This is a genomic window from Rheinheimera muenzenbergensis (genome assembly GCF_036984005.1).
GTDB lineage: Bacteria > Pseudomonadota > Gammaproteobacteria > Enterobacterales > Alteromonadaceae > Alishewanella > Alishewanella muenzenbergensis.
On record NZ_JALAAR010000016.1, the window covers coordinates 55390 to 81844 of the forward strand.

At 48.8% G+C, this 26455-nt stretch carries 30 protein-coding genes; 12 read left to right on the forward strand and 18 right to left on the reverse strand.

The window, feature by feature from the left end:
- Positions 1-31: 31 nt before the first annotated feature.
- Positions 32-499, forward strand: coding sequence for a transcriptional regulator ArgR (argR, locus tag MN202_RS16455; protein ID WP_335737230.1), 468 nt, complete (start codon positions 32-34; stop codon positions 497-499).
- 8 nt (positions 500-507) lie between these two features.
- Here the strand turns inward: argR and MN202_RS16460 are convergent, their stop codons facing one another.
- The gene (locus MN202_RS16460; RefSeq protein ID WP_335737231.1) at positions 508-1428 is read right to left on the reverse strand and encodes a Dyp-type peroxidase; all 921 of its coding nucleotides are present in this window, start codon (positions 1426-1428) and stop codon (positions 508-510) included.
- Positions 1429-2110: 682 nt separating this feature from the next.
- On the opposite strand from MN202_RS16460, the gene prsT reads away from it, so the two are divergent.
- The gene (gene prsT / locus MN202_RS16465; protein WP_335737232.1) at positions 2111-4897 is read left to right on the forward strand and encodes an XrtA/PEP-CTERM system TPR-repeat protein PrsT; all 2787 of its coding nucleotides are present in this window, start codon (positions 2111-2113) and stop codon (positions 4895-4897) included.
- Positions 4898-4916: 19 nt separating this feature from the next.
- Here prsT and MN202_RS16470 read toward each other — a convergent pair whose 3' ends face one another.
- Both MN202_RS16470 and ilvC read right to left on the reverse strand, forming a co-directional pair.
- The gene (locus MN202_RS16470; protein WP_335737233.1) at positions 4917-5342 is read right to left on the reverse strand and encodes a methylglyoxal synthase; all 426 of its coding nucleotides are present in this window, start codon (positions 5340-5342) and stop codon (positions 4917-4919) included.
- Positions 5343-5500: 158 nt separating this feature from the next.
- Complete coding sequence (gene ilvC / locus MN202_RS16475; RefSeq protein ID WP_335737234.1) at positions 5501-6982, reverse strand: ketol-acid reductoisomerase; 1482 nt, start codon at positions 6980-6982, stop codon at positions 5501-5503.
- Positions 6983-7145: 163 nt separating this feature from the next.
- Between ilvC and ilvY the strand changes: the two genes are divergently transcribed.
- Positions 7146-8030 carry an HTH-type transcriptional activator IlvY gene (gene ilvY, locus MN202_RS16480; RefSeq protein WP_335737235.1) on the forward strand — a complete coding sequence of 295 codons (885 nt, stop codon included), beginning with the start codon at positions 7146-7148 and terminating at the stop codon, positions 8028-8030.
- 25 nt (positions 8031-8055) lie between these two features.
- Here ilvY and MN202_RS16485 read toward each other — a convergent pair whose 3' ends face one another.
- The 8 genes from MN202_RS16485 to zapE form a co-directional block, all read right to left on the reverse strand.
- Positions 8056-8469, reverse strand: a complete 414-nt coding sequence (locus tag MN202_RS16485) for a ClpXP protease specificity-enhancing factor (RefSeq protein WP_335737285.1) — start codon at positions 8467-8469, stop codon at positions 8056-8058.
- 5 nt (positions 8470-8474) lie between these two features.
- Positions 8475-9113 (reverse strand): stringent starvation protein SspA, encoded by a 639-nt coding sequence (gene sspA / locus MN202_RS16490; RefSeq protein ID WP_335737236.1) that lies wholly within the window; start codon positions 9111-9113, stop codon positions 8475-8477.
- Positions 9114-9187: 74 nt separating this feature from the next.
- Positions 9188-9925 carry a cytochrome c1 gene (locus MN202_RS16495; RefSeq protein ID WP_335737237.1) on the reverse strand — a complete coding sequence of 246 codons (738 nt, stop codon included), beginning with the start codon at positions 9923-9925 and terminating at the stop codon, positions 9188-9190.
- On the reverse strand, positions 9925-11199 hold the full coding sequence (locus MN202_RS16500; RefSeq protein WP_335737238.1) for a cytochrome b: 1275 nt from the start codon (positions 11197-11199) through the stop codon (positions 9925-9927). The genes MN202_RS16495 and MN202_RS16500 overlap by 1 nt, the downstream gene beginning before the upstream one ends.
- A complete protein-coding gene (gene petA, locus MN202_RS16505; RefSeq protein ID WP_335737239.1) occupies positions 11199-11789 on the reverse strand; it encodes a ubiquinol-cytochrome c reductase iron-sulfur subunit in 591 nt (196 codons plus the stop codon). The genes MN202_RS16500 and petA overlap by 1 nt, the downstream gene beginning before the upstream one ends.
- Positions 11790-12034: 245 nt before the next feature.
- Positions 12035-12427 (reverse strand): 30S ribosomal protein S9, encoded by a 393-nt coding sequence (gene rpsI, locus MN202_RS16510; protein WP_335737240.1) that lies wholly within the window; start codon positions 12425-12427, stop codon positions 12035-12037.
- A gap of 12 nt (positions 12428-12439) precedes the next feature.
- Positions 12440-12868 carry a 50S ribosomal protein L13 gene (gene rplM, locus MN202_RS16515; RefSeq protein ID WP_205311632.1) on the reverse strand — a complete coding sequence of 143 codons (429 nt, stop codon included), beginning with the start codon at positions 12866-12868 and terminating at the stop codon, positions 12440-12442.
- A gap of 202 nt (positions 12869-13070) precedes the next feature.
- Positions 13071-14162, reverse strand: coding sequence for a cell division protein ZapE (gene zapE / locus MN202_RS16520; RefSeq protein WP_335737241.1), 1092 nt, complete (start codon positions 14160-14162; stop codon positions 13071-13073).
- Positions 14163-14285: 123 nt separating this feature from the next.
- Between zapE and MN202_RS16525 the strand changes: the two genes are divergently transcribed.
- From MN202_RS16525 to MN202_RS16535, 3 genes are all read left to right on the forward strand, one after another.
- The gene (locus tag MN202_RS16525; protein ID WP_335737242.1) at positions 14286-14741 is read left to right on the forward strand and encodes a Z-ring associated ZapG family protein; all 456 of its coding nucleotides are present in this window, start codon (positions 14286-14288) and stop codon (positions 14739-14741) included.
- Between the two features lie 88 nt (positions 14742-14829).
- The gene (locus MN202_RS16530) at positions 14830-16179 is read left to right on the forward strand and encodes a Do family serine endopeptidase (RefSeq protein ID WP_335737243.1); all 1350 of its coding nucleotides are present in this window, start codon (positions 14830-14832) and stop codon (positions 16177-16179) included.
- A gap of 89 nt (positions 16180-16268) precedes the next feature.
- On the forward strand, positions 16269-17351 hold the full coding sequence (locus tag MN202_RS16535; RefSeq protein WP_335737244.1) for a trypsin-like peptidase domain-containing protein: 1083 nt from the start codon (positions 16269-16271) through the stop codon (positions 17349-17351).
- Positions 17352-17387: 36 nt separating this feature from the next.
- Here MN202_RS16535 and murA read toward each other — a convergent pair whose 3' ends face one another.
- Genes murA through MN202_RS16570 form a run of 7 tightly spaced genes read right to left on the reverse strand, consistent with a single transcriptional unit; the run spans position 17388 to position 21916 of the window.
- Entirely contained in the window at positions 17388-18647 is a 1260-nt protein-coding gene (gene murA, locus MN202_RS16540; RefSeq protein WP_335737245.1) for a UDP-N-acetylglucosamine 1-carboxyvinyltransferase, read from the reverse strand.
- A gap of 6 nt (positions 18648-18653) precedes the next feature.
- Positions 18654-18911 carry a BolA family protein gene (locus MN202_RS16545; protein ID WP_335737246.1) on the reverse strand — a complete coding sequence of 86 codons (258 nt, stop codon included), beginning with the start codon at positions 18909-18911 and terminating at the stop codon, positions 18654-18656.
- A 9-nt stretch (positions 18912-18920) separates the two neighbouring features.
- Positions 18921-19220 (reverse strand): STAS domain-containing protein, encoded by a 300-nt coding sequence (locus tag MN202_RS16550; RefSeq protein ID WP_335737247.1) that lies wholly within the window; start codon positions 19218-19220, stop codon positions 18921-18923.
- Positions 19217-19864: an MlaC/ttg2D family ABC transporter substrate-binding protein gene (locus tag MN202_RS16555; protein ID WP_335737248.1), complete on the reverse strand. Its 648-nt coding sequence runs from the start codon at positions 19862-19864 to the stop codon at positions 19217-19219. Before MN202_RS16555 ends, MN202_RS16550 begins: the two co-directional genes overlap by 4 nt.
- 3 nt (positions 19865-19867) lie before the next feature.
- Positions 19868-20332, reverse strand: coding sequence for an outer membrane lipid asymmetry maintenance protein MlaD (gene mlaD, locus MN202_RS16560; RefSeq protein WP_335737249.1), 465 nt, complete (start codon positions 20330-20332; stop codon positions 19868-19870).
- A gap of 1 nt (position 20333) precedes the next feature.
- Positions 20334-21113 (reverse strand): lipid asymmetry maintenance ABC transporter permease subunit MlaE, encoded by a 780-nt coding sequence (gene mlaE, locus MN202_RS16565; protein WP_418334637.1) that lies wholly within the window; start codon positions 21111-21113, stop codon positions 20334-20336.
- The gene (locus tag MN202_RS16570) at positions 21113-21916 is read right to left on the reverse strand and encodes an ATP-binding cassette domain-containing protein (protein WP_335737251.1); all 804 of its coding nucleotides are present in this window, start codon (positions 21914-21916) and stop codon (positions 21113-21115) included. The genes mlaE and MN202_RS16570 overlap by 1 nt, the downstream gene beginning before the upstream one ends.
- Before the next feature lie 252 nt (positions 21917-22168).
- Between MN202_RS16570 and MN202_RS16575 the strand changes: the two genes are divergently transcribed.
- From MN202_RS16575 to lptB, 6 genes are read left to right on the forward strand one after another with little or no spacing between them, the layout of a single operon-like run.
- Positions 22169-23146, forward strand: coding sequence for a calcium/sodium antiporter (locus MN202_RS16575; protein WP_335737252.1), 978 nt, complete (start codon positions 22169-22171; stop codon positions 23144-23146).
- 18 nt (positions 23147-23164) lie between these two features.
- Entirely contained in the window at positions 23165-24130 is a 966-nt protein-coding gene (locus MN202_RS16580) for a KpsF/GutQ family sugar-phosphate isomerase (RefSeq protein ID WP_335737253.1), read from the forward strand.
- Positions 24131-24685 carry a 3-deoxy-manno-octulosonate-8-phosphatase KdsC gene (gene kdsC, locus MN202_RS16585; protein WP_335737254.1) on the forward strand — a complete coding sequence of 185 codons (555 nt, stop codon included), beginning with the start codon at positions 24131-24133 and terminating at the stop codon, positions 24683-24685. It abuts the gene before it with no gap.
- A complete protein-coding gene (gene lptC / locus MN202_RS16590; RefSeq protein ID WP_335737255.1) occupies positions 24682-25236 on the forward strand; it encodes an LPS export ABC transporter periplasmic protein LptC in 555 nt (184 codons plus the stop codon). Before kdsC ends, lptC begins: the two co-directional genes overlap by 4 nt.
- Entirely contained in the window at positions 25226-25714 is a 489-nt protein-coding gene (gene lptA / locus MN202_RS16595; RefSeq protein ID WP_335737256.1) for a lipopolysaccharide transport periplasmic protein LptA, read from the forward strand. The genes lptC and lptA overlap by 11 nt, the downstream gene beginning before the upstream one ends.
- Positions 25711-26433 carry an LPS export ABC transporter ATP-binding protein gene (lptB, locus tag MN202_RS16600; protein ID WP_335737257.1) on the forward strand — a complete coding sequence of 241 codons (723 nt, stop codon included), beginning with the start codon at positions 25711-25713 and terminating at the stop codon, positions 26431-26433. Before lptA ends, lptB begins: the two co-directional genes overlap by 4 nt.
- Positions 26434-26455 lie beyond the last annotated feature (22 nt).

Sequence of the window (26455 nt, forward strand, 5' to 3'; positions counted from 1 at the left end):
ACCCGATAGACTAACAAAATAAGAGCCAGGCATGACTAAGCAAGCCAAACAGGAAGCGTTAATTCAGGCGTTTAAAGCACTGTTAAAAACCGAAAATTTCGGCTCCCAAGGCGAAATTGTTGACGCCTTAAAGCACGAAGGCTTTGATAACATCAGCCAGTCTAAAGTATCACGCATGTTAAGCAAGTACGGCGCGGTACGCACCCGCAATGCCAAGCAAGAAATGGTATATACCTTGCCACCAGAGCTGGGCGTACCGACCACCAAAAGCCCGCTGCGCCAGTTGGTACTGGATATTGAGCACAACGACGTGATGATTATTATCCGCACCAGTCCGGGAGCGGCACAACTGATTGCCCGCCTGCTGGACTCTGTAGGCAAAGCAGAAGGTGTACTTGGTACCATCGCCGGTGATGATACTATTTTTATCGCACCGCAAAGCGTGAAAAACATCAACTTTACACTGCAAAAGGTCACTGAGTTATTTGAAAAGGTCTGAACGCAGTTTCAGTTCTTTGCTGACAGCTCCAAAAAACTGATTGAAGGCGCAAAAAATGCTGCCGTTAATTCTATCCGGTGATAATTAAGTAGCAAATCATGGCCGCTGCTGTGGGCAGACATACCGCATCGATAGCTTAGCTGGCGATGTAACGCCTGCGCTGAGGCGGCGTAAGCCAATTGGATCAAACCTTGCTGTTTTACCTGATAACTTGGCATATTTTGCATTAGAACCTCAGGCGCATTCAGATCCGGCTGCATCATCAGCCGGTGACTATCCGGTAATATTCTGTGTTCTTCCAGTGGCCGGGCACTGACTTTGTCATAGCCCATAATATCTTCCTGCTCGGCTAAACTAAGCTGATGCCAACTGAGGTGATCAAACACCAACTGTTGCAGGTACATATAGCTACCACCGGCAAACACCGGCTGTTCAGTCGCATCAATCAGACTTACCTGTCTGCGGTTACGTGCCTTAGGGTTCCAGGGTACATCAATAAAGCCTGTCAGGTTTCTTCCATCCAGATAGCGGCAACCTTGCAGCTGATCCTGGATCTCAACGTGGCTGTCCAGCATTTGCAGCACCTGCTGGCAGCTAATAATATTGACGTCTAACCGGTCCGAGCGGATTTGGATCAGAATATCCACCGGTACCGCGGCTAACTCTATATCTGCAGCTGACAGTTCAGGCAACATGCTTAAGCCAACGGGCCGGGCGCCCGGATATAGCAAATCCCAATAGTTGCTACCAATTGCGACTACTCCGCTAAGCTGTGCTTCTGAAAAATGTTCAGCCAAACGGTCAAATAATAGCGGCAAACGCGCCAGTTTACTGCGTAGTAATCGCTCATGCCCCTCGTGCGCATTCAGCAACAAATAACTGCCATGCAAATTCGCTTCAGCGCAAACACCCAATTGTTCCCGGGCCATATTCTTCCTTTTACTCCGTTCTGCTACAGCGGCAGTAAGATAATGCTCCGTTTGAGCCGCTTCAGTTGTGAGATATATCTCACAAACAAGTAAGTTTAAACGCTATTTGTGCGTTGCACTACAACACAGAATAATCAGTAACCATTTGATAATATACACAATTAGCGAGATGCTCGTCGCTTTACAATAATATTACACCAGGCTTTTTTCGTAAAAGCCATGCCGCATTCAGATAACTCAGTACATAATTACCTTGTCGGCACAAAGACGCTCTGACAGGAAAGCAGAGCACAACGCAGGATGCGGTGCAAGCTAGGATAGCACAAGGACGATGGCACGACACGTTCAGGGTGAACAGCAGGAAACTGTCACTTCACAGGCGCTGAAGTATATAGGGAAGTAGTAAGGAACCTCACAGGATGTGAGCGCGTTGTCAGGACGACAATGCAAAGGAACTCAGGACAGGCCAGGACGCCTTTAGGAACACTCCGGGAAGGAGCCAGGGATGAAAAGCGACGGACAGCTTCGACAGGATGACGAAACAGGACCTTAGGTGGCCGCGCAGTTTGCGGCCTACCTTCTTTCCCCTACAGCCTTTGCTGTGCATTAACGGTTATCCGTGCATCAATTTTCAATTGCCGCTACACTAGGTTCGAGTTGTTCAGAAGGAGCCTGATCTATTATGCATTGCCTCGGAAAACATGCGCTTTACTTCATCTGTTTATTTGCTCCGGCAGTGAGCTTAGCCGGCCCCGACGAAGATTTTGAAAAGGCGATTCAGGCGTTTAATCAAACTGAAGCCAATGCTGCGTACATTCACCTGAAAAATGTTCTGCAACAAGCGCCAGAGCATATCCCAGCTAAAGTTCTGATGGGCAAAGTACTACTGAACAAAGGCTATTTCAACGAAGCGATCACCGAATTTGAAGAGGCATTGGACAGCAACGCCGACATAGCGTCGATGCTTGAAGAGTTAGCCACCGCCTATTTATTCGCCGGTAAAAATGAACAAGTGCTTACCTTGGGTCAACGCTACCAATTAGCACCAGCGCAACGCTTTGACTGGCATCTGTTATCGGCAGCTGCACAATTGAATATGGGTAATATTGACGCTGCTGAAGCCCAATACACCGCAGCCAGTAAACTGCAAAGTGAATCTCTGCGTCTGCTTAACAGCAAGGCCGCACTTCGTTTAAAACAGCGCAATTACGACGAAGCCAATGATTTAATTACACAGGCGCTAAATATTGATGCCGCTAATCCGCAGAGCCTGCAATTGCGGGCAGAATGGTTACAACTAAACGGCAACGCCGCCGCTGCTCAGCAATTTTACGAACAAGCCACTGAGCTAAGCCCGCAAGATCCCTTGCTGCGCCGGGCGCTATTGCGCAACTATGTCAGCCAGCAAAAACTTGATTTAGCTGAGCAGACTATTCAGCATATCCTGCAATTTACACCTGATGATCCTTACGCACTGTTGCTCGCAGCCTGGTTGTCAGCCATCAAACCGCAAGCTGCTGCCGCAGAAAATAGCGGCAAGCAGCTAAGCGATTTACTGTGGAAAATGTCACGGCAACAGATAGAAGCCCAGCCTTCCCGGCTCTATAGTCGCGCGTTGCTGTCCTATGTGGAAGGCAGCTATGAGAAGGCCCGCAGTGACCTGCATGCCTATTTGCCGTTAGCACCAGCCGATTTAAACGCTGTGGCGATTTTGGCGCGCATCTACATGCGGCAAAATGATGTTAATGCCGCCATACTGCTGCTAGAACAACATCTGAGCAACCTCAATGCCATGCCGGAGCTGGCGCAGTTGTTAACAACATTGTACATAACGACCAATAAAACCAATAAAGCAGAACAACTTATCGCCTCTTTACGCCTGCAGTATCCTGACAATGCTGAATTTGCTGTACTGCATGCTGCGGTACTGAAAAAACTGACGCAGAACCCACAGGCACAACAACTGATCGAACAGTTTGAACAGCAACATGGGGCCTCTTTACTTATTACCACTAATCAGGCTTTATTTGCGCTGGAAAGTGGCGACTTTGATACTGCATTGACTCTGGCCAATCAACTGCTGCAACAGGCTCCGCAAAACAGTGGCTATCTTAACTTCAAAGCAGCGGTACTAATAAAGCTGCAACAAGCCGACGCCGCCAAAGTGCTGTTGCAACAGATACTGCAACAGGAGCCCGGTCATTTGGCTGCACAGTTCAATCTGGCACAGATAGCACTATCTGAACAAAATAATGCAAGCGCTATTGCACTGCTGGAACCGGTAGTGAAGGCAAACCAAAGTTACAAACCGGCACCGACCTTACTGGCATTGGCGTACATCAGAAGCGGGCGCCTTTCAGACGCCGAAACACTGCTGTTAGACACCACAGCTGTAGTGCCGTACCCGCCAGCTGACAGCATGTTATTTGACCTGTATATGCAACAACAAAAGTACCAGAACGCTTTATCTATAGTTGATAAAGGCTTGGAGCGTAAGTTTTTGCACGAACCCTTGCTGTGGAAAAAAGCCCAGTTGTTAAAACTGCTGTCGCGCAATGACGAAGCTATTTATCAGACCGAATTACTGCAAAGCTTGGTGCAGGATGACGCAGATAAGCTGCTACGTCTGGCGTTACTGCAACGTGAACTGGGAAACAACAGCGCCTCTGAGCAAAGTTTGCTGGCAGCCCAGCAAAGCAATGCAAAATCCAGACTGATTCAGTTAGAGCTGGTGAATCATTACCTGTTAACCGAGCAACCACTACAAGCTGAAAAATGGTTACGCCGATTGCAGCCTTATGCCGCAACAGATGCCAATATTACTATGTTAAGCGCTGATCTGGCGCTGCTAAACAAAGATACCAACAAGGCAGTGTCATTGTTTAAGCAAGCTTTGCGGCTCGATCCGGCTTTCCAGCTGGTGTGGGTAAAGCTGTACCAATTAGCCAAAAACGGTGTTGACGCCAAGGGTTTTAGCTTGCTGGCGCAAGACAACTTAAGAGAAAACAAGGATTTTAACTGGCTACGCCGGCTTCTGGCCGAGCATTTTGTCAATCAGCAACAAGTTACGGAAGCGATACAGCAGTATGAAATTCTGTTAGCGGCAGGTGCTTATAGCGATGATGTTGCTGTACACAATAACCTGGCGAATCTGTACCTGGCAACCGATGCTAAAACCGCGCTTAGTTATGCCGAAACAGCAGTTAAGCTTGCGCCGAAGCATGCTGCTGCCTTGGACACCTATGGCTGGATCCTGACTAAAACCGGTAGCTATCAACAAGCACTGGCCGTACTACGCCAGGCGAATACTCTGGATGCAGCAGAGCCGGCAACCCGTTTTCATCTGGCCTACACGCTGGCGCAGTTGCAGCGCAAAGATGAAGCAAAAACCATACTGCGGCAACTGCTTGCTGATACAGCAAGCTTCAGTGAAAAAGATGCTGCTGAGGCACTATTGCAGCAACTTTAATATCGCCGACTGCAGCTGACTAATCTAAACGGCGCTGGTACGGTGTAAAATCCGGCACTTCACGCTGGTAATCCTGCTGATACAGCCTGGAATGGACAATAAAGTCAGCGGTAGCCTGATTACAGGCTACCGGGATATTCCATACTACCGCTAAGCGGATCAGTGCCTTCACGTCCGGATCATGTGGCTGAGATGACAGCGGGTCCCAGAAAAATACCAGCCAGTCAATTTTTTGCTCGGCAATCATAGCGCCTATTTGCTGATCACCGCCCAGCGGGCCGCTTGCCAGGCACAAGACCTGTTGCTGCAATGCATCGGCAACTAATTTGCCAGTCGTGCCGGTAGCCACCAATTGTTTATCTGCAAAAAATGCCTTATGCGCCACTACCCAACTTAACAACGCTTGCTTTTTACCATCATGGGCTACCAGGGCGATCGTTTTCATCTGGCTGTGCTCCTGTAATAAAGGTCCAGCTTAACGCGAAAAAAAAGCCCTGCATAGCAGGGCAAAACAACCAAGGTCCACGTATAACATCATTATTGGTCAGCTCACTTAAGTGCTTCTGGCGCCATAAGTGAGCTATAACCACATCATTCTTTCGGTTATTGCGTCGATTCCACTATGCGTTTCATCGCTGTCATATAACCACGTAATTTTTTACCGACCGTTTCTACCGGATGCTGACGGATAGCTTCGTTAACTGCGATCAGCTTCAGGTTATCGACGCCATTGCTGCCGCTGCTACCCTTGCCGATGTATTCACTGCCAAGGCCGTTCACTATGTCTGTTAACAAAGGTACGGCTGCATGCGAAAACAGATAGTTGCCGTATTCTGCGGTATCAGAAATTACCACATTCATCTCATACAGGCGTTTACGCGCTATCGTATTGGCAATCAAGGGTGTCTCATGCAGCGACTCATAGTATGCTGACTCAGCAACGATACCGGCATCTACCATGGTTTCAAATGCCAGTTCAACACCGGCTTTCACCATAGCGACTAACAACAGGCCGCGGTCAAAATAGTCTTGCTCGGCAATTTTTTCATCCGACACCGGTGCCTGCTCAAAACCGCTGCTGCGTGTTTGCTCACGCCAGTGCAGCAGATTTTTATCATCATTGGCCCAGTCTGCCATCATAGTGCGGGAAAACTCGCCGCTGATGATGTCGTCCATATGTTTTTCAAATAATGGCCGCAGTGTGGTTTTAAGCTGTTCGGCAAGATCGAATGCTTTGATCTTGGCCGGGTTGCTTAAACGGTCCATCATATTGGTAATGCCGCCATGTTTCAGCGCTTCCGTTACGGTTTCCCAACCGTATTGGATTAACTTGGCGGCATAGCCCGGTTCGGTACCATCAGCAACCATTTTATCAAACGCCAGTATGGCACCGGTTTGTAGCATGCCACACAGGATAGTCTGCTCACCCATCAGATCGGATTTTACTTCCGCCACAAAAGATGACTGCAGTACACCAGCCCGGTCTCCCCCCGTTGCCGACGCATAAGCTTTGGCAATGTCTAAGCCTTGTCCTTTGGGATCATTTTCCGGGTGTACCGCAATTAATGTCGGTACCCCAAATCCTCTTTTATATTCTTCCCGCACTTCGGTACCCGGGCATTTTGGTGCCACCATCACGACAGTGATGTCGGGCCGGATCTGCTTACCTTCTTCAACAATATTAAAGCCATGTGAATAAGCCAGAGTCGCACCCTGCTTCATCAGCGGCATAACGGCATCAACCACACTGCTATGCTGTTTATCCGGCGTCAGGTTTAGCACTAAATCAGCGCTCGGGATCAATTCTTCATAGGTGCCAACGGTAAAACCATTGCTACTGGCTTTTTGAAATGACGCACGTTTTTCAGCAATAGCTTCGGCACGTAAGGCATAGCTTATGTTTAAGCCCGAATCACGCATATTCAGGCCCTGGTTTAAACCCTGAGCACCACAGCCGACAATAACGATGTTCCAACCTTTTAATAGCTCACAACCGTTGGCAAACTCGGCTTTGTCCATAAAACGACATTGGGCTAATTGGCCCAACTGCTGGCGTAAATTTAATGTATTAAAGTAATTTGTCATGCTGCATCTCTGAATTTGTGTTAACCGCCCTGCACTGTTGGCAGAGCCTAAGCAGTAGTCATTGCCTGCTTTAATGTCCTAATACTAGCTACTGATTTTAATTGCGTGAAGTGATATATTTACAACTCTGTATTTCATTTTTTGAAATAGACATGGATAAGCTATGGATATTCGTAGTGCTCAGTTGTTTCAGCATCTGGCCAGTAGTTTGAATTTCAGTAAAACCAGTGAGCAAATGTATGTTAGCGCGCCTACCTTAACCCGGGTGATCCAGCGACTGGAACAAGAGCTGGGCGCAGAGTTGTTTTTCCGTGATAAAAGGTCCGTCAGACTAACTCCCGCCGGCGAGCGCTTTGCCGGCTTTGTTCGTAACTGGCTGGATGAATGGCATCAATTGCAGATAGACTTACAACTGGCCAGTGCTGAACTGAGCGGCGAAATTCGCCTGTTTTGCACTGTTACCGCCAGTTATAGCCATTTACCGGCGATTTTGGATCGTTTCCGTCTGAGTTGCCCGAAAGCAGAGATCAAGCTAACCACCGGTGATGCCGCCTCAGCCATTGAAAAAGTACGGTTGGATGAAGTCGATATTGCCCTTGCTGCCCATCCGGCCTATCTGCCGGCTAATCTGGCGTTTCGCAGTATTGCCAGTTTGCCCGTGATGCTGATAGCCCCAACAATACCTTGCAAAGTTAACGACCTACTTCAGCAACAGCCTATCCCCTGGTACAAGATCCCGCTGATTATGCCGGAGCACGGCCCGGCACGCAGCCGCTTCGACCGTTGGTTACAAGATATGGCAATATCGCCACAGGTAGTGGCAAAAGTTGATGGGCACGAAGCTATGGTATCAATGGTGGCTTTAGGTACCGGCGTTGCGTTAGTCGCTGATGCGGTGGTCAGTAACAGTCCGGTGAAAGATCGTGTCCGCACCCTGGAGCTGGACTACCGCTTTGAACCTTTTGACCTTGGTGTCTGTATGCTAAATAAGCGGCTGCACGAGCCGCTTATCAAAGCATTCTGGCAATTGGCTACAGCAAAAAACTAGTGCCGAAGCCAGCTAGCTGGTTGGGCTATTTGACCACTTTCAAATGTGAAACTTTTTTCGTCTTCGGCGGTGTTGGTGGCTCTGGCTCGTCGTCCAACGCCTCGGCATATAGCTCAGCGTCATCCTCTTCTTCTTCCAGGGTAAACACTGTGCCGGCGCCGTTTTCGCGGGCATATATTGCCAGTACCGCTTGTACAGGTATGTACAGCGCAAAAGGCTGGCCACCAAACCGGGCATTAAAGGTAACCGCATCATTGCCCAACTGCAGGTTTCCTACAGCAGAGGGGTTAATGTTTAGTACTATCTGGCCATTCTGCACAAATTGCACCGGTACCTTAACCGTCGGGAAAGTGGCGTCAACAACTAAGTAAGGTGTACCCTTGTTGTCAACAATCCATTCATAAAACGCCCTAAGTAAATAAGGGCGGTTTGGCGTCATCTTCATTACAGCTTCATTCCGCGGCGGATTTCACGCTCTGCATCACTTAACGATGCCTGAAATGCGTCCCGATCAAAGATGCGTGTCATATAGTTTTTCAGCTCTTTGCTACCCGGGCCGCTCAGCTCTATATTCAATTGCGGCAAACGCCACAATAATGCAGCCATATAGCAGTCGACCAGGCCGAATTCTTCACTCATAAAAAACGGCGCTTCGTTAAATAATGGCGCTATTGATAACAAACCTTCTTTCAGCTCCTGCCTTGCAGCAGCTGCCTGGTCATCACCACGCAAAATACTGCCGGCCAGACGATACCAGTCGTGTTCAATGCGGTACATCATCAAGCGTGCCTGGCCACGGGCTACAGGATAAACCGGCATCAACGGTGGATGTGGAAAACGCTCGTCCAGGTATTCCATAATAATATTGGCCTGGTACAGCGCCAGCTCGCGATCCAACAAGGTTGGCAGGCTGCCGTATGGGTTCACTTCATACAGATCTTCCGGCAGGTTATCCTGCGTCACTTGCAGTATATCGACTGTTACGCCTTTTTCAGCCAGTACGATACGTACCTGATGGCTGAACATATCATCAGCAGCTGAGAACAGTGTCATCACTGGACGTTTGTTGGCAGTAATCGCCATGTTTTCCTCCGGAAAATTTAAAACGGCAAAGGGGCGCTAAGGCCCCTGTAAACATAACTAGTTGAAATAACTAATTAATGTACATCTCTCCAATATTCTTTCTTCAGCAGGTAAGCTAAAACGAAGAATATCAGTAAAAACACCAGCACTTTAACGCCAAGCGCATGGGCTTCCAGTTTGGTAGGCTCACCAACGTATTCCAGATAGTTTACCAGATCTGCCACGGCGCGATCATACTCTTCGCTGTTCATTTCGCCGCTGCCGTCAGTTTTTATACCAACATAGACCTGCTTTGCTTCACCATCTACCAGCCGGGTTTCGTAGGCTTTGTAAGGTTTGCCCTGCAGCTCCTGCAGCACATGCGGCATCCCCACCATTGGAAACACATCATTATTTACGCCGAAAGGACGTGACGGGTCGGCATAAAAACTGCGTAAATAGGTGTAGAGCCAGTCCGGGCCGCGCACACGTGCCACGTTGGTGAGATCGGGCGGGGTAGCACCAAACCATTTCTCACCATTCTTAGCAGACATGCTGTTAGTAATATGGTCACCGACTTTTTCACCGGTAAACATTAAATTCGCCATCCCCACATCTTCCGGAATATCCAGATCACGGAACGTACGGATATAACGCTGATACTGCATTTGGTGGCAACCCAGACAATAGTTCTGGAACAGCTTGGCGCCGTTTTGCAGTGACACCTTGTCGGTCAGATCAATAGGTGCTTTGTCCAATGGGACCGCCGGGCCAGCTGCCATCGCCAGTGACGATGCTAATAATGCTGCAGCAGACAATAACTTTTTCATCATTAGGTTAACCTCACTGGCAGTGGTTTAGTCGCTTCATTTTTACTGTAGAAGAACAGCAACACAAAGAAACCGAAATAGGTAAATGAGAACGTCTGTGACAGTAAAGTGTAGGTCGGCGTTGCCGGCAGTACACCTAACACACCCAGCGCCACGAAGCTAACACAGAAATTAACCAGATTTATCTTGTGCAGGTTACTGCGGTAGCGCACTGAACGCACTTTGCCGCGATCTAACCAGGGAAGCAGTGCCAGTGCCAGAATAGCGGCAAACATCGCTACAGCGCCCATAAACGGATGCGGGATGGCGCGCAAAATCGCATAGAAAGGCGTGAAATACCACACTGGTGCAATGTGCGCAGGGGTTTTCAACGGGTTTGCCGGCTCGAAGTTAGGTGGTTCAAGGAAGAAACCGCCACCTTCCGGGAAGAAGAAAATAACCCAGGCAAATACCAGTAGGAAACCGGCTACACCAACCATATCTTTCACCGTGTAATAAGGGTGAAATGGTATCGCATCGACAATTATCTTCTTACCACCACGAGTAAAGTACTGATGGAAGGTGAATTTTTTGTCTGCTTCAGTTTGCTCAACAGTACCGTCGTTGTCTTTTTTAATTTCGATACCATCCGGATTGTTCGAGCCGACTTCGTGCAGTGCCATAATATGCAGGAACACCAGGATAACCAGCACCAACGGCAGAGCAATGACGTGCAGCGCAAAGAAGCGGTTTAATGTCGCACCAGAGATAACGTAGTCACCGCGGATCCACAGTGTTAAATCTTCACCGACAAAAGGTATAGTACCGAAAATACCGATAATAACCTGGGCACCCCAGAATGACATCTGGCCCCACGGCAATAAATAGCCCATAAAGGCTTCTGCCATCAGCACCAGGAAAATTAACATACCGAAAATCCACAACAGCTCACGTGGTTTTTGGTAAGAGCCGTACATCATGCCACGCAGCATGTGTAAGTACACTACTACGAAGAATGCCGACGCACCGGTGGAGTGCATATAACGCAACAGCCAACCGTAATCAACGTCACGCATGATGTATTCAACAGAAGCGAAAGCTCCATCAGCTGAAGGTACATAGTTCATCGTTAACCAGATACCGGTCAGGATCTGGTTAACCAGCACTAACATGGCCAGTGAGCCAAAAAAGTACCAGAAGTTAAAGTTTTTTGGTGCCGGATACTGCATAACATGGAGGTTCATTTTCTCCATGAAGGGTAAACGGTATTCAATCCAACTCATCAGATTTTTAAACATCAGACAGTCCCCTCATCTTCACCAATTACGATGATATTGTCGTCAACGTACATATACGGAGGGATTTGCAAATTCTTTGGCGCCGGCACACTTTGGAAAACCCGGCCAGCCATATCAAACTTAGAGCCGTGACATGGACAGAAGAAACCAGAACTGACACCCTCAACCTGCGCTGAAAAATCATCTGGCAGATAACTGGGTGAGCAGCCTAGGTGGGTACAAATACCTACAGCAACAAAAATTTCAGGCTTTTTGGAGCGATGACGATTTTGTGCATAGGCTGGTTGTTGCGGTACCACTGATTCAGGATCACGTAATTTGTCTTCGTGATTCGCCAGTGCGTCCAGCATGGCCTGTGGCCGTTTTACAATCCATACCGGCTTACCACGCCACTCTACCCGGATTAACTGGCCCGGCTCAAGTTTACTGATATCGGCACTGACCGCAGCACCGGCTTGCTTGGCCTTTTCACTGGGGTTCCATGACGCGATAAAAGGCACGGCAGCTCCGACGGCACCAACACCCCCCACTACTGAGGTAGCAATGGTCAGGAAGCGGCGGCGACCTTGATCTACAGGCGCATTGCTCATCCACTTGTCTCCACGTTAACGCTTAAACTGAAGTTTAAGCGGCTGAATTTCAGCAATTATTATAAATTGAAAAAATAACGCCGATCATAATGAAAAGCCCTGCTTTACACAAGGATTAAGGCGCACTGAATAGCTATTATCTTACAGCTTGGCACTGTATTGCCTGTTAGCGCAGACACCAACTGGTAAATTGCAGACATAAAAAAGCCCGGCAATGATAGCCGGGCTCTTGCACAACAAAACGATTAACGTTTTGAGTACTGTGGACGTTTACGTGCTTTACGCAGACCCACTTTCTTACGTTCAACCTGACGCGCATCACGTGTCACGAAGCCTGCTTTACGCAGCGCCGGACGCAGTGATTCGTCAAATTCCATCAGTGCACGGGTAATACCGTGACGGATAGCACCGGCTTGACCGCTGATACCACCACCTTTAACAGTGATGTACAGGTCGAATTTCTCAACCATATCAACCAGCTCTAATGGCTGACGAACTACCATGCAAGCAGTTTCGCGACCGAAATATTCTTTCAGACCACGCTGATTAACAACGATGTTGCCTGAACCGGCTTTTAAGAAAACGCGGGCCGTTGAGCTTTTACGACGACCAGTTCCGTAATATTGATTCTGTGCCATGTTATGCTCCGATTAAATATCTAATACTTGCGGTTGCTGAGCAGCATGCTGATGCTCGGCGCCGGCGTAAACTTTCAACTTACGGAACATAGCGCGGCCCAGTGGACCCTTTGGTAACATGCCTTTAATAGCAAGTTCCAGAACCATTTCTGGTTTCTTCGCAATCAGTTTCTCGAAGCTGATTTCCTTGATACCACCAGGGAAGCCAGTGTGAGAATAATACATCTTGTTCTGTGCTTTGTTGCCGGTAACAGCCACTTTCTCAGCGTTAACAACGATGATGTAATCACCGGTGTCTACGTGTGGCGTGTACTCTGGCTTGTGCTTGCCACGTAAACGGGCAGCGATTTCTGTTGCGATACGGCCCAGCGTTTTACCTGTCGCATCAACAACGTACCAGTCGCGTGTTACGCTTTCTGGCTTAGCAGTAAAAGTTTTCATTCATTCTATCCAAAATAACTTAGTTACACCTGACACCGTGCGGGCTAATGCAGCGGATGTCGTTAGCGTACCCCTTCGAGCACAAAAACTACCGGGCTAACGGTAGCAACAGGCTGTAACGTTGGCCGGGCGCGGATTATATATTAACCAATTATAAAAATCAGCCTTAAAATGCAAAATTTATCTGTCACGGCAAAAAAATTTACGGCAAATGCGGTTTCGCCAGATATTCATGCGATTGCATCTCCTGCAGCCGGCTGATGCAACGCTTAAATTCAAAGCTAAGGATGCCTTCGCTGTACAGTAATTCCAGCTTAACCTCAGCAGAAATAATCAGCTTGACGCTGCGCTCATAAAACTCATCAACCAGTGCAATAAAGCGCCGTGCCACATCGTCATTATGCCGCCCCATAGGTTTAACGCCGGACAACAGCACGGTATGGTACAACCGGCTCAATTCCATATAGTCATATTGGCTGCGGGCACTTTCACATAATTGGCTAAAATCAAACCAAACAACGCCGTCGGCCTCATGCCGGGCCATAATTTGTCGGTTGGCTACGTCTATTGCCGTATTCTGCTGACGCGGCTCAGACGACAAAGCATTAAAATAATTCTGCAGGTTGGTATCCGCCTGCTGATCGAGCGGAAAATGATAAATCTCGGCCTGCTCCAGCGTACGCAGCCGGTAGTCAATGCCACTATCCACATTAACAATGCGGCTATGTTGTTTAATTAACTCAATTGCTGGTAAAAAGCGGGCGCGTTGTAAACCGTTACGATACAGGCCATCCGGCTCGATATTTGACGTTGCCACCAGCGTAATACCGCGGGCAAACAGCGCTTGCATTAAGGTACCCAATATCATCGCATCAGTGATGTCAGAAACAAAAAACTCATCAAAACAGAGGATATCGGTCTCTTGCTTAAAGCTATCGGCAACCTTTTCCAGCGGGTTACTCACGCCCTTCAGCAGTTTTAACTCTTCATGTACCCGGTGCATAAAACGGTGAAAGTGAATGCGCATTTTACGGTTTGTTGGCAGGCATTCGTAAAAGGTATCCACTAAATAGGTTTTGCCGCGGCCAACACCGCCCCAAAAGTACAGCCCCTGCAATGGCTTAGCTTGGGTTGACTTACCAAATAAGCGGCTGATAACAGACGGTTTATCGTCCTTTTTCGCCACAAAATCATCATACAGCCGCTGCAACTGACTAACAGCAAACGCCTGGGCCGCATCCTGATGAAAATCAGAGCGGGTTAAATCTTGCTGATATTTTTCTATCGGAGTCATTTTTAATTACTTGAAAGCCGGCACCATAAACCCTAAATAACAGCGATAATAGTAACATGCCTTACCACTGCCGATAAGAAGTTAGGTTACACTGTCGATAGAAATTGCCCTGCAGGAGTTGTTATGGAATATCTTTACATTGTTATGTGGTTAGTTATCGGTCTGGTCGTCGGCGCTGTTAGTGCCCGTTTGCTGACACTGAAACAGTTAAACCGCAACAAACTGAAGCTTGAGCTGGAAAATAGCCAGGCGCAGTTAGCTAAGTATCGCCACGATGTGTCAACTCATCTGGAAACCACTAATCAGCTGATGACGCAATTGCAGGACAATTACGCCCGCATCGCCCGGCATATAGCCGATTCCCGCATGCAGTTGGTAGAGCAGCCAACAGAGTCGGTAAAACAGGATCTGAACTACTTGTCTGGCGATACTGCGGCTTATATTCGGCAATCATTGCATCAGATTGATGAAAAACGCCGGGTCTACTCAGAGGCCGAGGCTGAAAAACAGCCACTGGATTATTCCGGACAGGCCAGCGGTTTGATTAAAGAGTACCGGCACAGCAAAGCCGACAAATAATTTGTTACATATCACGAAAACTACATGCTGAACTTTTTCTGTTAATACACGTTCTTAGTCGCATATCGCAAAAGGAGACTATTACGCTATGAATATGAAATTGTCATTGCTTGGAGCTGCCGTTGCTACCAGTCTGATGTTGACAACAGCTGCGCCGGTGCACGCCAGGATCCCGTTTTTTTCTGCCGAACAGGAAATGCCCAGCCTGGCGCCGATGCTGGAGCAAGCCACACCGGCGGTGGTGCATATTTCCGTAGAAGGTAGCCGCGAGATCCGCCAGCGCCTGCCCGAAGCATTCCGCTATTTCTTTGGCCAGCGTGGTCAGGGCGAATACCGGGAAGAGCGGCCTTTTAAAGGTTTGGGATCAGGCGTGGTAATCGACGCCGCTAAAGGTTATATCGTTACCAATAATCACGTTATTCAGGACGCTAACAATATCGAAGTGCGGCTCAAAGATGGCCGGACGTTTAAGGCCAAAAAGCTTGGCGCTGATCCAGAAAGTGATATCGCTCTGCTGCAAATAGAAGCCAAAAATCTTACCGCTATCCCGCTGGCAGATTCAGATAAACTGCGGGTTGGTGACTTTGCAATTGCCATTGGCAACCCCTTTGGTTTAGAGCAAACCGTAACCTCCGGTATTGTCAGTGCGCTGGGACGCGGCGGTCTTGGCATTGAAGGCTTTGAAGACTTTATCCAGACTGACGCCGCAATAAACAGCGGTAACTCGGGTGGCGCTCTGGTGAATATGCGTGGCGAGCTCATTGGTATTAATACCGCCATTCTCGGCCCCAACGGCGGTAATATCGGTATCGGCTTCGCTATTCCAGCCAATATGATGAAAAACCTGGCCGACCAAATCATCGAGCATGGCGAAATTCGTCGTGGCAGTTTAGGTATACGCGGTCAGGATGTCACTTCAGATCTGACAGAAGCCATGAACCTGAAAGTCAGCCGGGGTGCCTTTGTCAATGAAGTTGTGCCCGACAGTGCGGCAGAAAGCGCCGGGCTAAAATCCGGTGATGTGATTATCAGCATGAACGGCAATAAAATCAGTGCCTTCGGCGAGTTGCGTGCCAAAGTTGCAACACTGGGCGCCGGCCGCAAAGCAGAGTTGGGCATACTGCGTGACGGTAAAGAACGCACTGTGACCGTGACACTGCAAGAAGTTAGCAGTGGCCAAGTGGCAGCAAGTCAGATGCACCCGATGCTGGAAGGTGCAGAACTGGCCAATGGTGACGGTGGCGTAAAAGTCGGTGCAGTAGAAACTAACTCCGCCGCCGCTCAAATTGGCTTGGTTGAAGGCGACGTTATTGTCGGCGTAAACCGGCAACGCATCAGCAATGTGGCTGATTTGCGCAAAGCTCTGGATAACCGCAGCGGTGTAGCAGCACTTAATATTCAGCGCGGCAACACTAACCTGTATATATTGATCCGCTAACCCTGGCTAGCCAGCAGTAGCAACCTATTGCTGGCTAGATATTAGTGTTATGCTATTGTCATCTGAAACTGACCAATCCAGCGAATTTCGTGGCTAAATTTCTGTCGTTCTTGCTTAAAAGTGTCGCCTATGGTCTGGCACTGGCCTTTGTACTGATGCTGCTCTTTCCCTCACTGAGACAGGCGACATTCCCCTTTCAGACAAGTTTTAACACCACGCAGGATGATGTGCCGGTAAGTTATGCCAAAGCGGTACGACGCGCTGCGCCTGCTGTAGTCAACGTATACACCCGCAGTACCCTTGTCGACCCCCGCTCACTGCGGCCCAGAACCATAGAACGGCAGGAGCTCGGCTCTGGTGTTGTAATGAGTGCGCAAGGCTATATCCTGACTAATTATCATGTTGTTTACGGCGCCGACTATATAGAGGTTGCCCTGCAGGACGGTCGCACACTGGAAGCGGTACTAATAGGTCAGGATGAAATTAGCGATTTAGCTGTGTTGTATGTACAAGCCGATAATCTGCCGGTGATCCCACAAGATTTGCAGCTGGAACCACAGGTAGGCGATGTGGTACTGGCAATTGGTAACCCACTTAACCTGGGGCAAACCATAACCCAGGGTATCATCAGCGCAGCCGGTAATACCGGCCTGAGTTCACGCGGTTACCCCGACTTTATGCGGATGGACGCGGCTATCAACCGCGGTAACTCTGGTGGTGCCCTGGTAAATAGTAACGGCACCCTTATTGGTATTAACGCTGCAGCTTTTCAGGTTGAAAACCAGGATATTCAGGGTATTTTCTTTGCTGTGCCTTATAAACTGGCCATCAATGTTATGGAGAAACTGATTAAGCAAGGTCGGGTAAGCCGCAGTCACCTTGGCGTAACAGGCGATGCAGTGATAAATGCAGCTGGTGAACCTTTGTTGTCATCCGGCCAACGGCTGTATGGTTTCAGTGTTACGGCGATTAACGCTAACGGGCCGGCAGCGGAGGCTGGGCTACAAATTGGTGATATCGTGCTTGAGGTAGACGGCAAGCGTTTTGAAAGTATTCAGCAGGCGCTGAATATGATTGCTGAGGCCCCGCCAAATTCGGCCCTACCGCTAACGGTAGACCGCGCCGGCCAGCGCCTGATCATAAATACTATAGTGCGGGAGTTACGCCGTTAACTAACAGCACCGCAACCGTGCATAAAAAAACGCGGCCTAGGCCGCGTTTACTCTTTCTATACTGGCACCAAGCTTTTTCAGCTTATGCTCAATTTGCTCGTAGCCGCGATCGATATGGTAGATACGATCAACCACTGTAGTGCCTTGCGCAACCAGACCGGCAATCACCAGGCTGGCTGAAGCGCGTAAGTCGGTTGCCATTACCTGGGCTGAAGTCAGTTTATCCGTGTGCTGGCACACTGCGGTATTACCTTCGAGGCTTATCTTCGCGCCCATTCTCTGCAGTTCAGGCACGTGCATAAAACGGTTTTCGAATATGGTTTCGGTAATCATACCTACCCCTTCGGCAACGACGTTCAGCACAGTAAACTGGGCCTGCATGTCAGTGGGGAAACCCGGGTGAGGGACTGTTTTAATATTCACGGCTTTTAACTTGCGACCGGTCATATTTACCCGGATCCAGTCAGAGCCTGTGGTGACTTCAGCACCGGCTTCGCGTAGTTTCTCCAGAACGACTTCCAACTCAGCAGCATCAGCACTGCAGCAGGTAATGTCGCCACCGGTTACTGCAGCCGCCACCAGAAAGGTTCCGGTTTCAATCCGATCAGGCAGCACGCTGTGTACACCGCCATGCAATGCCGGCACACCTTCAATGACAATACTGTCGGTACCGGCACCGCGGATCTTTGCACCCATAGTGTTCAGATACACTGCCAGATCAACCACTTCGGGTTCACGGGCGGCGTTATCAATGGTTGTGACACCATCGGCCAGCACTGCTGCCATCATCAGGTTTTCGGTGCCGGTAACACTAACCATATCCATAATAATATGGGCGCCTTTTAACCGGCTGGCCGTCGCTTTGATATAGCCGTTTTCAACCACAATGTCAGCGCCCATTTTGCGCAAACCATCAATGTGTAAATTGACAGGTCTGGCGCCAATAGCGCAACCGCCGGGTAAGGATACTTCTGCCTGGCCAAAACGGCTCAGCAAAGGACCAAGCGCCAATATCGATGCCCGCATGGTTTTAACCAGCTCATAAGGCGCAAACTGATTATTTACATTACCGGCATCAACCTGAACCTGATTGTTGCTGAACTGCACGTCGGCACCAAATAGCTGGAGCAGTTTAACTGTGGTTTCGATATCTTTCAGCCGCGGAACATTGCTGATCGTTGTCGGTTTTTCCGACAATAAACTGGCAAACAGTATCGGTAAAGCGGCGTTTTTAGCACCGGAAATCACTACCTCACCGTGTAACGCCTGACCACCTGTAACAAGAAATTGCTGCATAAAATACTACATCGGGGGGTTAAGGAGTTTCTCTCTACGCCATTGCTGTGGTGTAAAGGTCTTAATACTGACAGCATGAATAGAACCATCAGCAATCGCTGCCATCAGTGGCGCATAAATCATTTGTTGTTGTTTTACCCGGCTTACGCCGTCAAAACAATCGCCCACCGCTAAAACAGCATAATGCGAACCTTCAGCAGTCACTCTGACTTCGCTTAACTGTAGTTGCTCGGTAAGTAACTGCTCAATCTGACTGATATCCAAAGTGAAACCTTAATCGCTAATCGGTAAAAGCGGCCTGACCGCAGTAACATCGGCCAATGATAACAGTTGTTTTGGCACATTACATAGCGCTATTGTCAAACCTTGCTGTTTTGCCGCAGCCAATTGCTGCAACAGCCAGGCAAGCCCGGCGGTGTCGATGTTCTCCAGCGCCGCTAAGTCAAACTGCAAAGCGCCAGAGCCAGCATTTAATAACGCAAAGGGTGAATACAGCATTAACGTATCACGGTTTAAAGTACCGGTAAAACGCAAACTGTCTGCCTGGCGTTCAATCTGCAGCGTTACCGTCACTGCGCCTCCGGCTTAGAAATAGGTGCCTTAGCTTTTTCCAGCAGGATCTGGGTAACATTATTCAGACCCTGTTGGCGGATCAGGTTACCAAATTCCGCACGTTTACTGTCCAGCAAAGAGATACCTTCTGCCACCATATCAAACACCAGCCAGTTTTCACTGTCACGGCCACGGCGCAGCTTAAATTCAATATTAATGTCAGGCTTACCCGGGTCAATCACACGGGTTTTTATGGTAATAATTTTCTGATTATCTATCGCCCGGGCAGGTTCGATAATCACCTTTTGATCGCTGTATTGCGTAAATACACCGGCGTAAGTTGAGATCATATAACTCTGAAACGCATCGACAAAGGCCAACAATTCCTCACGTGGCGTATTCTTTAAATCTGCACTGGTACCAATGACACGCAAAGCGGCATAGCGGCTGTCAATGTAAGGCACGAGTTCTTCGTTAACAATTTGCCGTAATACTTCCGGGTCGGCGACAATTTTTTGCTGATCACGGGCAATGCGGCTAAAAGTATTATCCGCCACTACTTCCATCATTTTATAGGGATCACTATAAGTTGGCGTATCCGCTGCTTGCGCCGTTACAGAACTTACAGCCATTACGGCTGACAATAGCATGGCATAGAATTTCATTTATCAGTTTCCACGGTTAAATAAGAATTGGCCAATCAACTCTTCCAGTACCAGAGCCGACTTCGTGTCTTCGATGTAGTCACCATTCGCCAGAATATCAACGGTCTCATCGATAAAACCCGGCTGTAATCCCAGATACTGCTCACCTAATAGACCAGAAGTTAGAATTGCCAGGCTGCTGGTTTCCGGGAAGTTATTGTAATTCTTGTTTATTTCTAACGTGACTATCGGCGTATAGTACGTTGTATCAAGCGCTATAGCCGTTACCCGCCCAACTACTACACCGCCCACTTTCACTGGCGAGCGCACTTTTAAACCACCTATATTTTCAAATTTGGCATGCAACTGATAAGTTTCACTGCCGCCCCCCAGGCCACTATTGGCTACTTTTAGCGACAACATCAAAAATGCTGCCACAGCCAAAACGATAAAAGCGCCAACCAATATTTCAATTTTCCGCGTGGTCATATTATCCACCAAACATTAATGCTGTTAAAACAAAGTCAAAGCCCAATACGGCCAATGATGCAGTCACCACAGTTTGTGTGGTCGCTGTGCTGATGCCTTCAGATGTCGGTACCGCATCATAGCCCTTATGCAGAGCAATCCAAATCACGATCAGTGCAAATACTGCACTCTTAATGACACCATTTATTACATCTTCATACAGGTCAACATTGGCTTGCATCGCCGACCAGTAGCCGCCACCGTCAACACCCAGCCAGTCAACCCCCACCAGGTGTCCGCCTAAAATACCAACGGCGGTAAATATCAATGCCAGCAACGGCATGCTGATTACGCCGGCCCAAAATCGCGGTGCAATAATACGACGCAACGGGTCAACTGCCATCATCTCCATACTGGACAATTGCTCTGTGGCTTTCATCAAACCAATTTCCGCCGTCAAAGCACTGCCGGCCCGGCCGGCAAATAATAAGGCGGTCACGACAGGCCCTAATTCACGTAACAGGCTAAGTGCGACCAGCGGGCCGAGCATTTGTTCAGCGCCAAATTTCACCAGCACGGTATAGCCTTGTAACGCCAGTACCATGCCGATAAATAAGCCTGACACCAGAATTATCAATAACGACATCACCCCGACAACATACAGCTGCTTGATCAATAAGGGTAAGCCGCGGCGCAGGTCGGGTTTTCCGAGCAGGGCACCAAATAACATAATACCGGCACGGCCAAAGCCAGTAACGGTACTGATGGTTGTTGCACCGAGTTTTTGCAATTTATCCGTTATCACGGTACCAGCTCCATCAGTTCTTCGGCATAAGGCGCCGCTTTAAAATGAAACGGCACAGCACCATCGGCCTCACCTTGCAGAAATTGTTGCACCAAAGGTGAAGGGCTGGCCCGTAACTCGTCTGGCGTACCCTGGCCTATTACAGTTTGCTCTGCCACAACATAGACGTAATCGGCAATGCTCATCACCTCGGTAACATCATGCGACACCACTACTGAAGTGAGACCCAAGGCATTGTTCAAAGAACGAATCAAACGGACAATCACGCCCATTGATATCGGATCCTGTCCGGCAAAAGGCTCGTCATACATTATCAGTTCAGGGTCCAGCGCTATGGCGCGGGCCAGGGCAGCACGCCGAGCCATGCCACCTGACAACTCGGCCGGCATTAAATCACGGGCCCCCCGCAAACCCACCGCTTCGAGTTTCATTAATACAATCAGACGAATTAAAGACTCAGGTAACCTGGTATGCTCGCGGATCGGAAATGCCACATTGTCGAATACCGACATCTCGGTAAACAGTGCGCCGCTTTGAAATAACATGCTCATCCGTTTACGCAACTGATAAAGTGCCGAACGTGACAACGCCGGCACATCCTGTCCGGCAACAAAAATATGTCCCTGATCCGGTTTAAGCTGTCCGCCTATTAAGCGCAGCAAGGTCGTTTTACCTATGCCACTCGGGCCCATAATGGCCGTCACTTTACCGCGTTGAAACTGCATATTCAGGTCGCGGTAAATGGTTCTGTCGCCGCGTTTAAACGTCAGGTGCTGAATATCCACTAATATATCTGTCAAATTTCCATTCTCCGCCTGTTAGCTGGCGTTGCCTGATTTCCCGCGCAATATACATACAACCTTGTATGTTTTCAATGCGCCAGCGACAAAGTTGTTTTATTGTAAACGCCTGAGCGACTAAAGTCGTTACAAAAAATCGTAACAAACTGTGCAAAAAATCAGACGAAGGGTAAAAACGCAGCTTTTTTTGCAATTGTTGGCGATAAGCAGGAAAATACGCCTGTTTTCAATTGGCTTACGAGGATTTTAGCCTTGTCCCCTCTGCTATTAGCTGGCATTTTTGTTATCGTTGGTCTGATCCTGCTTATTTGGAGCGCAGATCGTTTCGTCTATGGCGCTTCCTCTTTAGCCCGTACTCTTGGCATTTCGCCAATGATTGTCGGGCTTACAATAGTGGCTATGGGCTCTTCTGCGCCAGAAATGCTGGTCTCGTCCAGCGCCGCCTGGCAGGGTTATATTGATACCTCAGTTGGCAATGCCCTGGGATCAAATATTATCAATGTCTTACTGGTTATAGGTGCAGCAGCCCTGCTTAAACCCATTGCCGTTTCTTCTATTACGCTTAAACGCGAATACCCGTTACTGATTGTTTTTAGCCTGCTCGGTGCCTGGTTTATCTCAGACAGCAGCTTAACCCGCACTGAAGGCATAATTTTACTTGCTGCCTTCGCTGGCTTTATTGTGTTGCTAATCTATCTGGCCCGGCACACTGACAACAATGATCCGCTAATCGCCGAAATTGACGCTGAAATGCCGCAGCCGACCTCTAAAGCCCGGAGTATATTGTGGCTGGTGACAGGGCTGATACTGCTACTGGCCAGTTCGCAGTTACTGGTACATGGCGCTATTACCATAGCCCGCATTGCCGGTGTCAGTGATTTAATTATTGGCCTGACGATTATCGCTATCGGTACCAGTCTGCCGGAGCTTGCAGCCAGTGTGATAGGCATTATTAAAGGCGAAGACGATTTAGCATTGGGTAATATTATTGGCTCAAATATCTTTAATATTCTGGCAGTGCTGGGTTTAGGTGCCGTAATTGGCCCGGGAATGCTCGATCCGGCAGCCGCAGGGCGGGATATCTACGTTATGCTTGGCGCTACCGTACTGATGTTGTTAATGTCAGCGCGTCTGGGACGGGTGCAACGGATAAACCGATACGAAGGTGCCTTGCTGCTAGCCGGCTTTGTCGGCTATCAATACCTGTTATTTCAGTCGGTTACAGTTTAAGCAGTTAAGGACGATACAATGGTTGATTTTCGCTTACGTGCCGCAGAAGTGCTAAAAATAGAAGCCACTGCCGTCGCACAACTGGCGCAATACCTGAACGATGACTTCAATCTGGCTTGCCAGTTAATTTTTGCCAGCAAAGGCAAAACCATTGTCACCGGTATGGGTAAGTCCGGCCACATCGGCAGTAAAATTGCTGCCACGTTGGCATCAACCGGCACACCGGCATTTTTTGTTCATCCTGGTGAAGCCAGCCATGGTGATCTGGGCATGTTGTCGGTAGACGATGTTGTTATCGCCATTTCTAATTCTGGCGAAACCGCTGAAGTCTTAACAATAGTGCCGTTAATTAAACGGTTAGGCATTAAGTTAATAAGCATGACCGGTAATCCCGCTTCAACGCTGGCCAAGCTGGCTGATGCCCACCTTTGCGTTAAAGTTGAGCAGGAAGCCTGCCCACTTGGCCTGGCACCGACCGCCAGCACTACCGCTACACTGGCGATGGGCGACGCTGTTGCCGTTGCATTGCTTGAAGCCCGCGGCTTCTCCGCGGAAGATTTTGCCCTGTCGCACCCTGGCGGCAGCCTGGGCCGTAAACTACTGTTACGGCTTGATGATGTGATGCATCGTGATGAACAGGTACCGGTGATAAACCAGCTTGCCAGCATTAAAGATGCCCTGCTGGAAATATCAAAAAAAGGCCTTGGCATGACCGCAGTGGTAGACGACAGTGGCGCACTAAGCGGTATTTTTACCGATGGCGATCTGCGTCGCATCCTGGATCAACGTTTTGATATTCACAGCAACAGCATTGCCGAAGTCATGACGCGCAATTGCATCACGGCACATGGCCAAATGTTAGCCGCCGAAGCACTGCAGATCATGCAGCAGAAAAAAATTAATGGCCTGATTATTGTCGATGACAATAACCAGCCGGTTGGTGCAATGAACATGCACGACCTGCTGCGTGCCGGAGTACTGTAAATGTCATTGTTTAACCAACTGTATCAAACCGTGTCAGACGAAGTGTTGCAAAGCGCCAGCCGCATACGGCTGCTAATTTGCGATATTGACGGGGTATTTTCCGATGGTCGCATTTACCTTGGCAACAATGGCGAAGAGCTAAAAGCATTTCACACCCGTGATGGCTACGGTATTAAAGCCATACGGCAAGCCGGCATAGAAGTAGCGGTAATAACCGGCCGGCGCTCTGCCATAGTACAAAAACGCATGACAGCGCTAACGGTAAGCCACATCTATCAGGGGCAGGAAAACAAAGTTGCGGCCTTTAACGAACTGTTAGTCAAACTGCAACTTAATGCCAAAGACGTTGCCTATATCGGCGATGACCTGGCAGATTGGGCAGTTATGCAACATTGTGGCTTAGCTGTCGCAGTGAAAGATGCCCACCCCTACCTGGTGCGCCAGGCTGGCTACATAACCAGCTTGCCAGGCGGATACGGTGCCGTCAGAGAGTTATGCGATCTATTGCTGATAAGCCAACAGCAATTTGGCCTGTTTGATGGAAGCAGCACATGAGAAAACTTCTGTTACCCGTGGTGTTATTGCTGGCTAGCATTGCAGGCTATCTGTGGTTTAACCCGCAAAATGACGAAGCGGCGCTGCAAACCGATCAGGAACTGCTACCCGATTACATCGCACTCAATATTACCCGGCGGCTCTACAACACTGACGGTTATCAGGCTGATGTCGTCAGTGCGCAGCGGCTGGAGCATTTTGAACAGCTTGGTTTTATGCAATTTGAAAAGCCGGTGTATACCCTGTATAACGAACAACATCAGCCCGACTGGCAGGCCAGCAGTGAGTATGCCGTCTGGTTTGTGCAGGACAAAGTTATCCTCGAACAACAAGTGCGGATTAAAAGTTTATCGCAGGAGCAGCTGTTTGACAGCTTAGAAACAGAGAGTCTGGAAATGTTATTCCCGGACAACCGGTTGCAAAATAACCTGCCGGTATTAATTTCAGGAAAAGGCTTTGAAATTAAAGGCATCGGAATTAATGCTGATTTAATCAATCGCTCATTTAAATTGTTGCAACACCATGAAACGGTATACATAAATGAACAATAAATTTCTATATGCGCTGCTGGCGTTAATGCTTCAATCTGCTGCAATAGCTGCCCCGGACTTCGCAAAGCAAATCGAAATAAGTGCGGACAACTTATTATCACAAAAAGGCAATGTGGCGACATACAGTGAGAATGTCATTATCACGCAGGGTGCAATTCGTATACATGCCGATGCGCTGGAAATAGACATCAGTGCAGGTAAAGGCAAAGAAGTATACACTGTCAGCGGCAGCCCGGTGAAATACAGCCAACAGCTGGAAGACGGCAAAGTCGTTAATGCCTTCGCCAGTGAAATGCGCTACGAACCGGCCAACCGCACTCTGATGCTGAACGGCGATGCTGAACTGGCGCAAAGTGGCAGCGTGGTTAAAGCCTCAGCGATAAAATACAATGTAGAAACCCAGGAAATTAATGCTGTCAGCGACAGTTCGCGACGGGTCACCACCATTATTACACCTGAGGAAGACAAACAACCATGAAGTTAGTCGCCTCGCACCTGGCCAAAAGCTACAAAGGCCGGCAAGTTGTTAAAGATGTCAGTCTGGAAGTCAACGCCGGGCAAATCGTTGGGCTTTTAGGCCCTAACGGTGCAGGTAAAACCACCACTTTCTACATGATTGTCGGCCTGGTGCCAAGCGACAAGGGCCAGATCACGCTAAACAATCAGGATATCACTTTCGACCCGATACACGCGCGGGCGCGCCAGGGTATCGGCTATCTGCCGCAGGAAAGCTCAATTTTCCGCAAACTTACCGTGCATGAAAATTTACTGGCGATATTACAGACCCGCAAAGATTTAAGCCGTACCAGACGCGAAGAAATCGCTGACGATCTGTTAGAAGAGTTTCATATTGGCCACATAAAATACAGCCTCGGCATGAGCCTGTCAGGTGGTGAACGCCGGCGCGTTGAAATTGCCCGCGCGCTGGCCGCCAACCCGGCGTTTATTCTACTGGATGAGCCTTTCGCCGGTGTCGATCCGATCTCGGTACTCGACATAAAAAAAATAATTCAGCATCTGTGCCAACGCGGCATTGGTGTGCTCATTACCGACCATAATGTCCGCGAAACCCTTGATGTCTGCGAAATAGCCTACATTGTTAGCCATGGGGAGCTGATAGCTTCCGGTGCCCCACAGGAAGTTCTGGCAAATCAGAAAGTAAGGGATGTATACCTTGGCGAGCAATTCAGGCTATAGTTAGCAAAAACCTGCCCGCGCT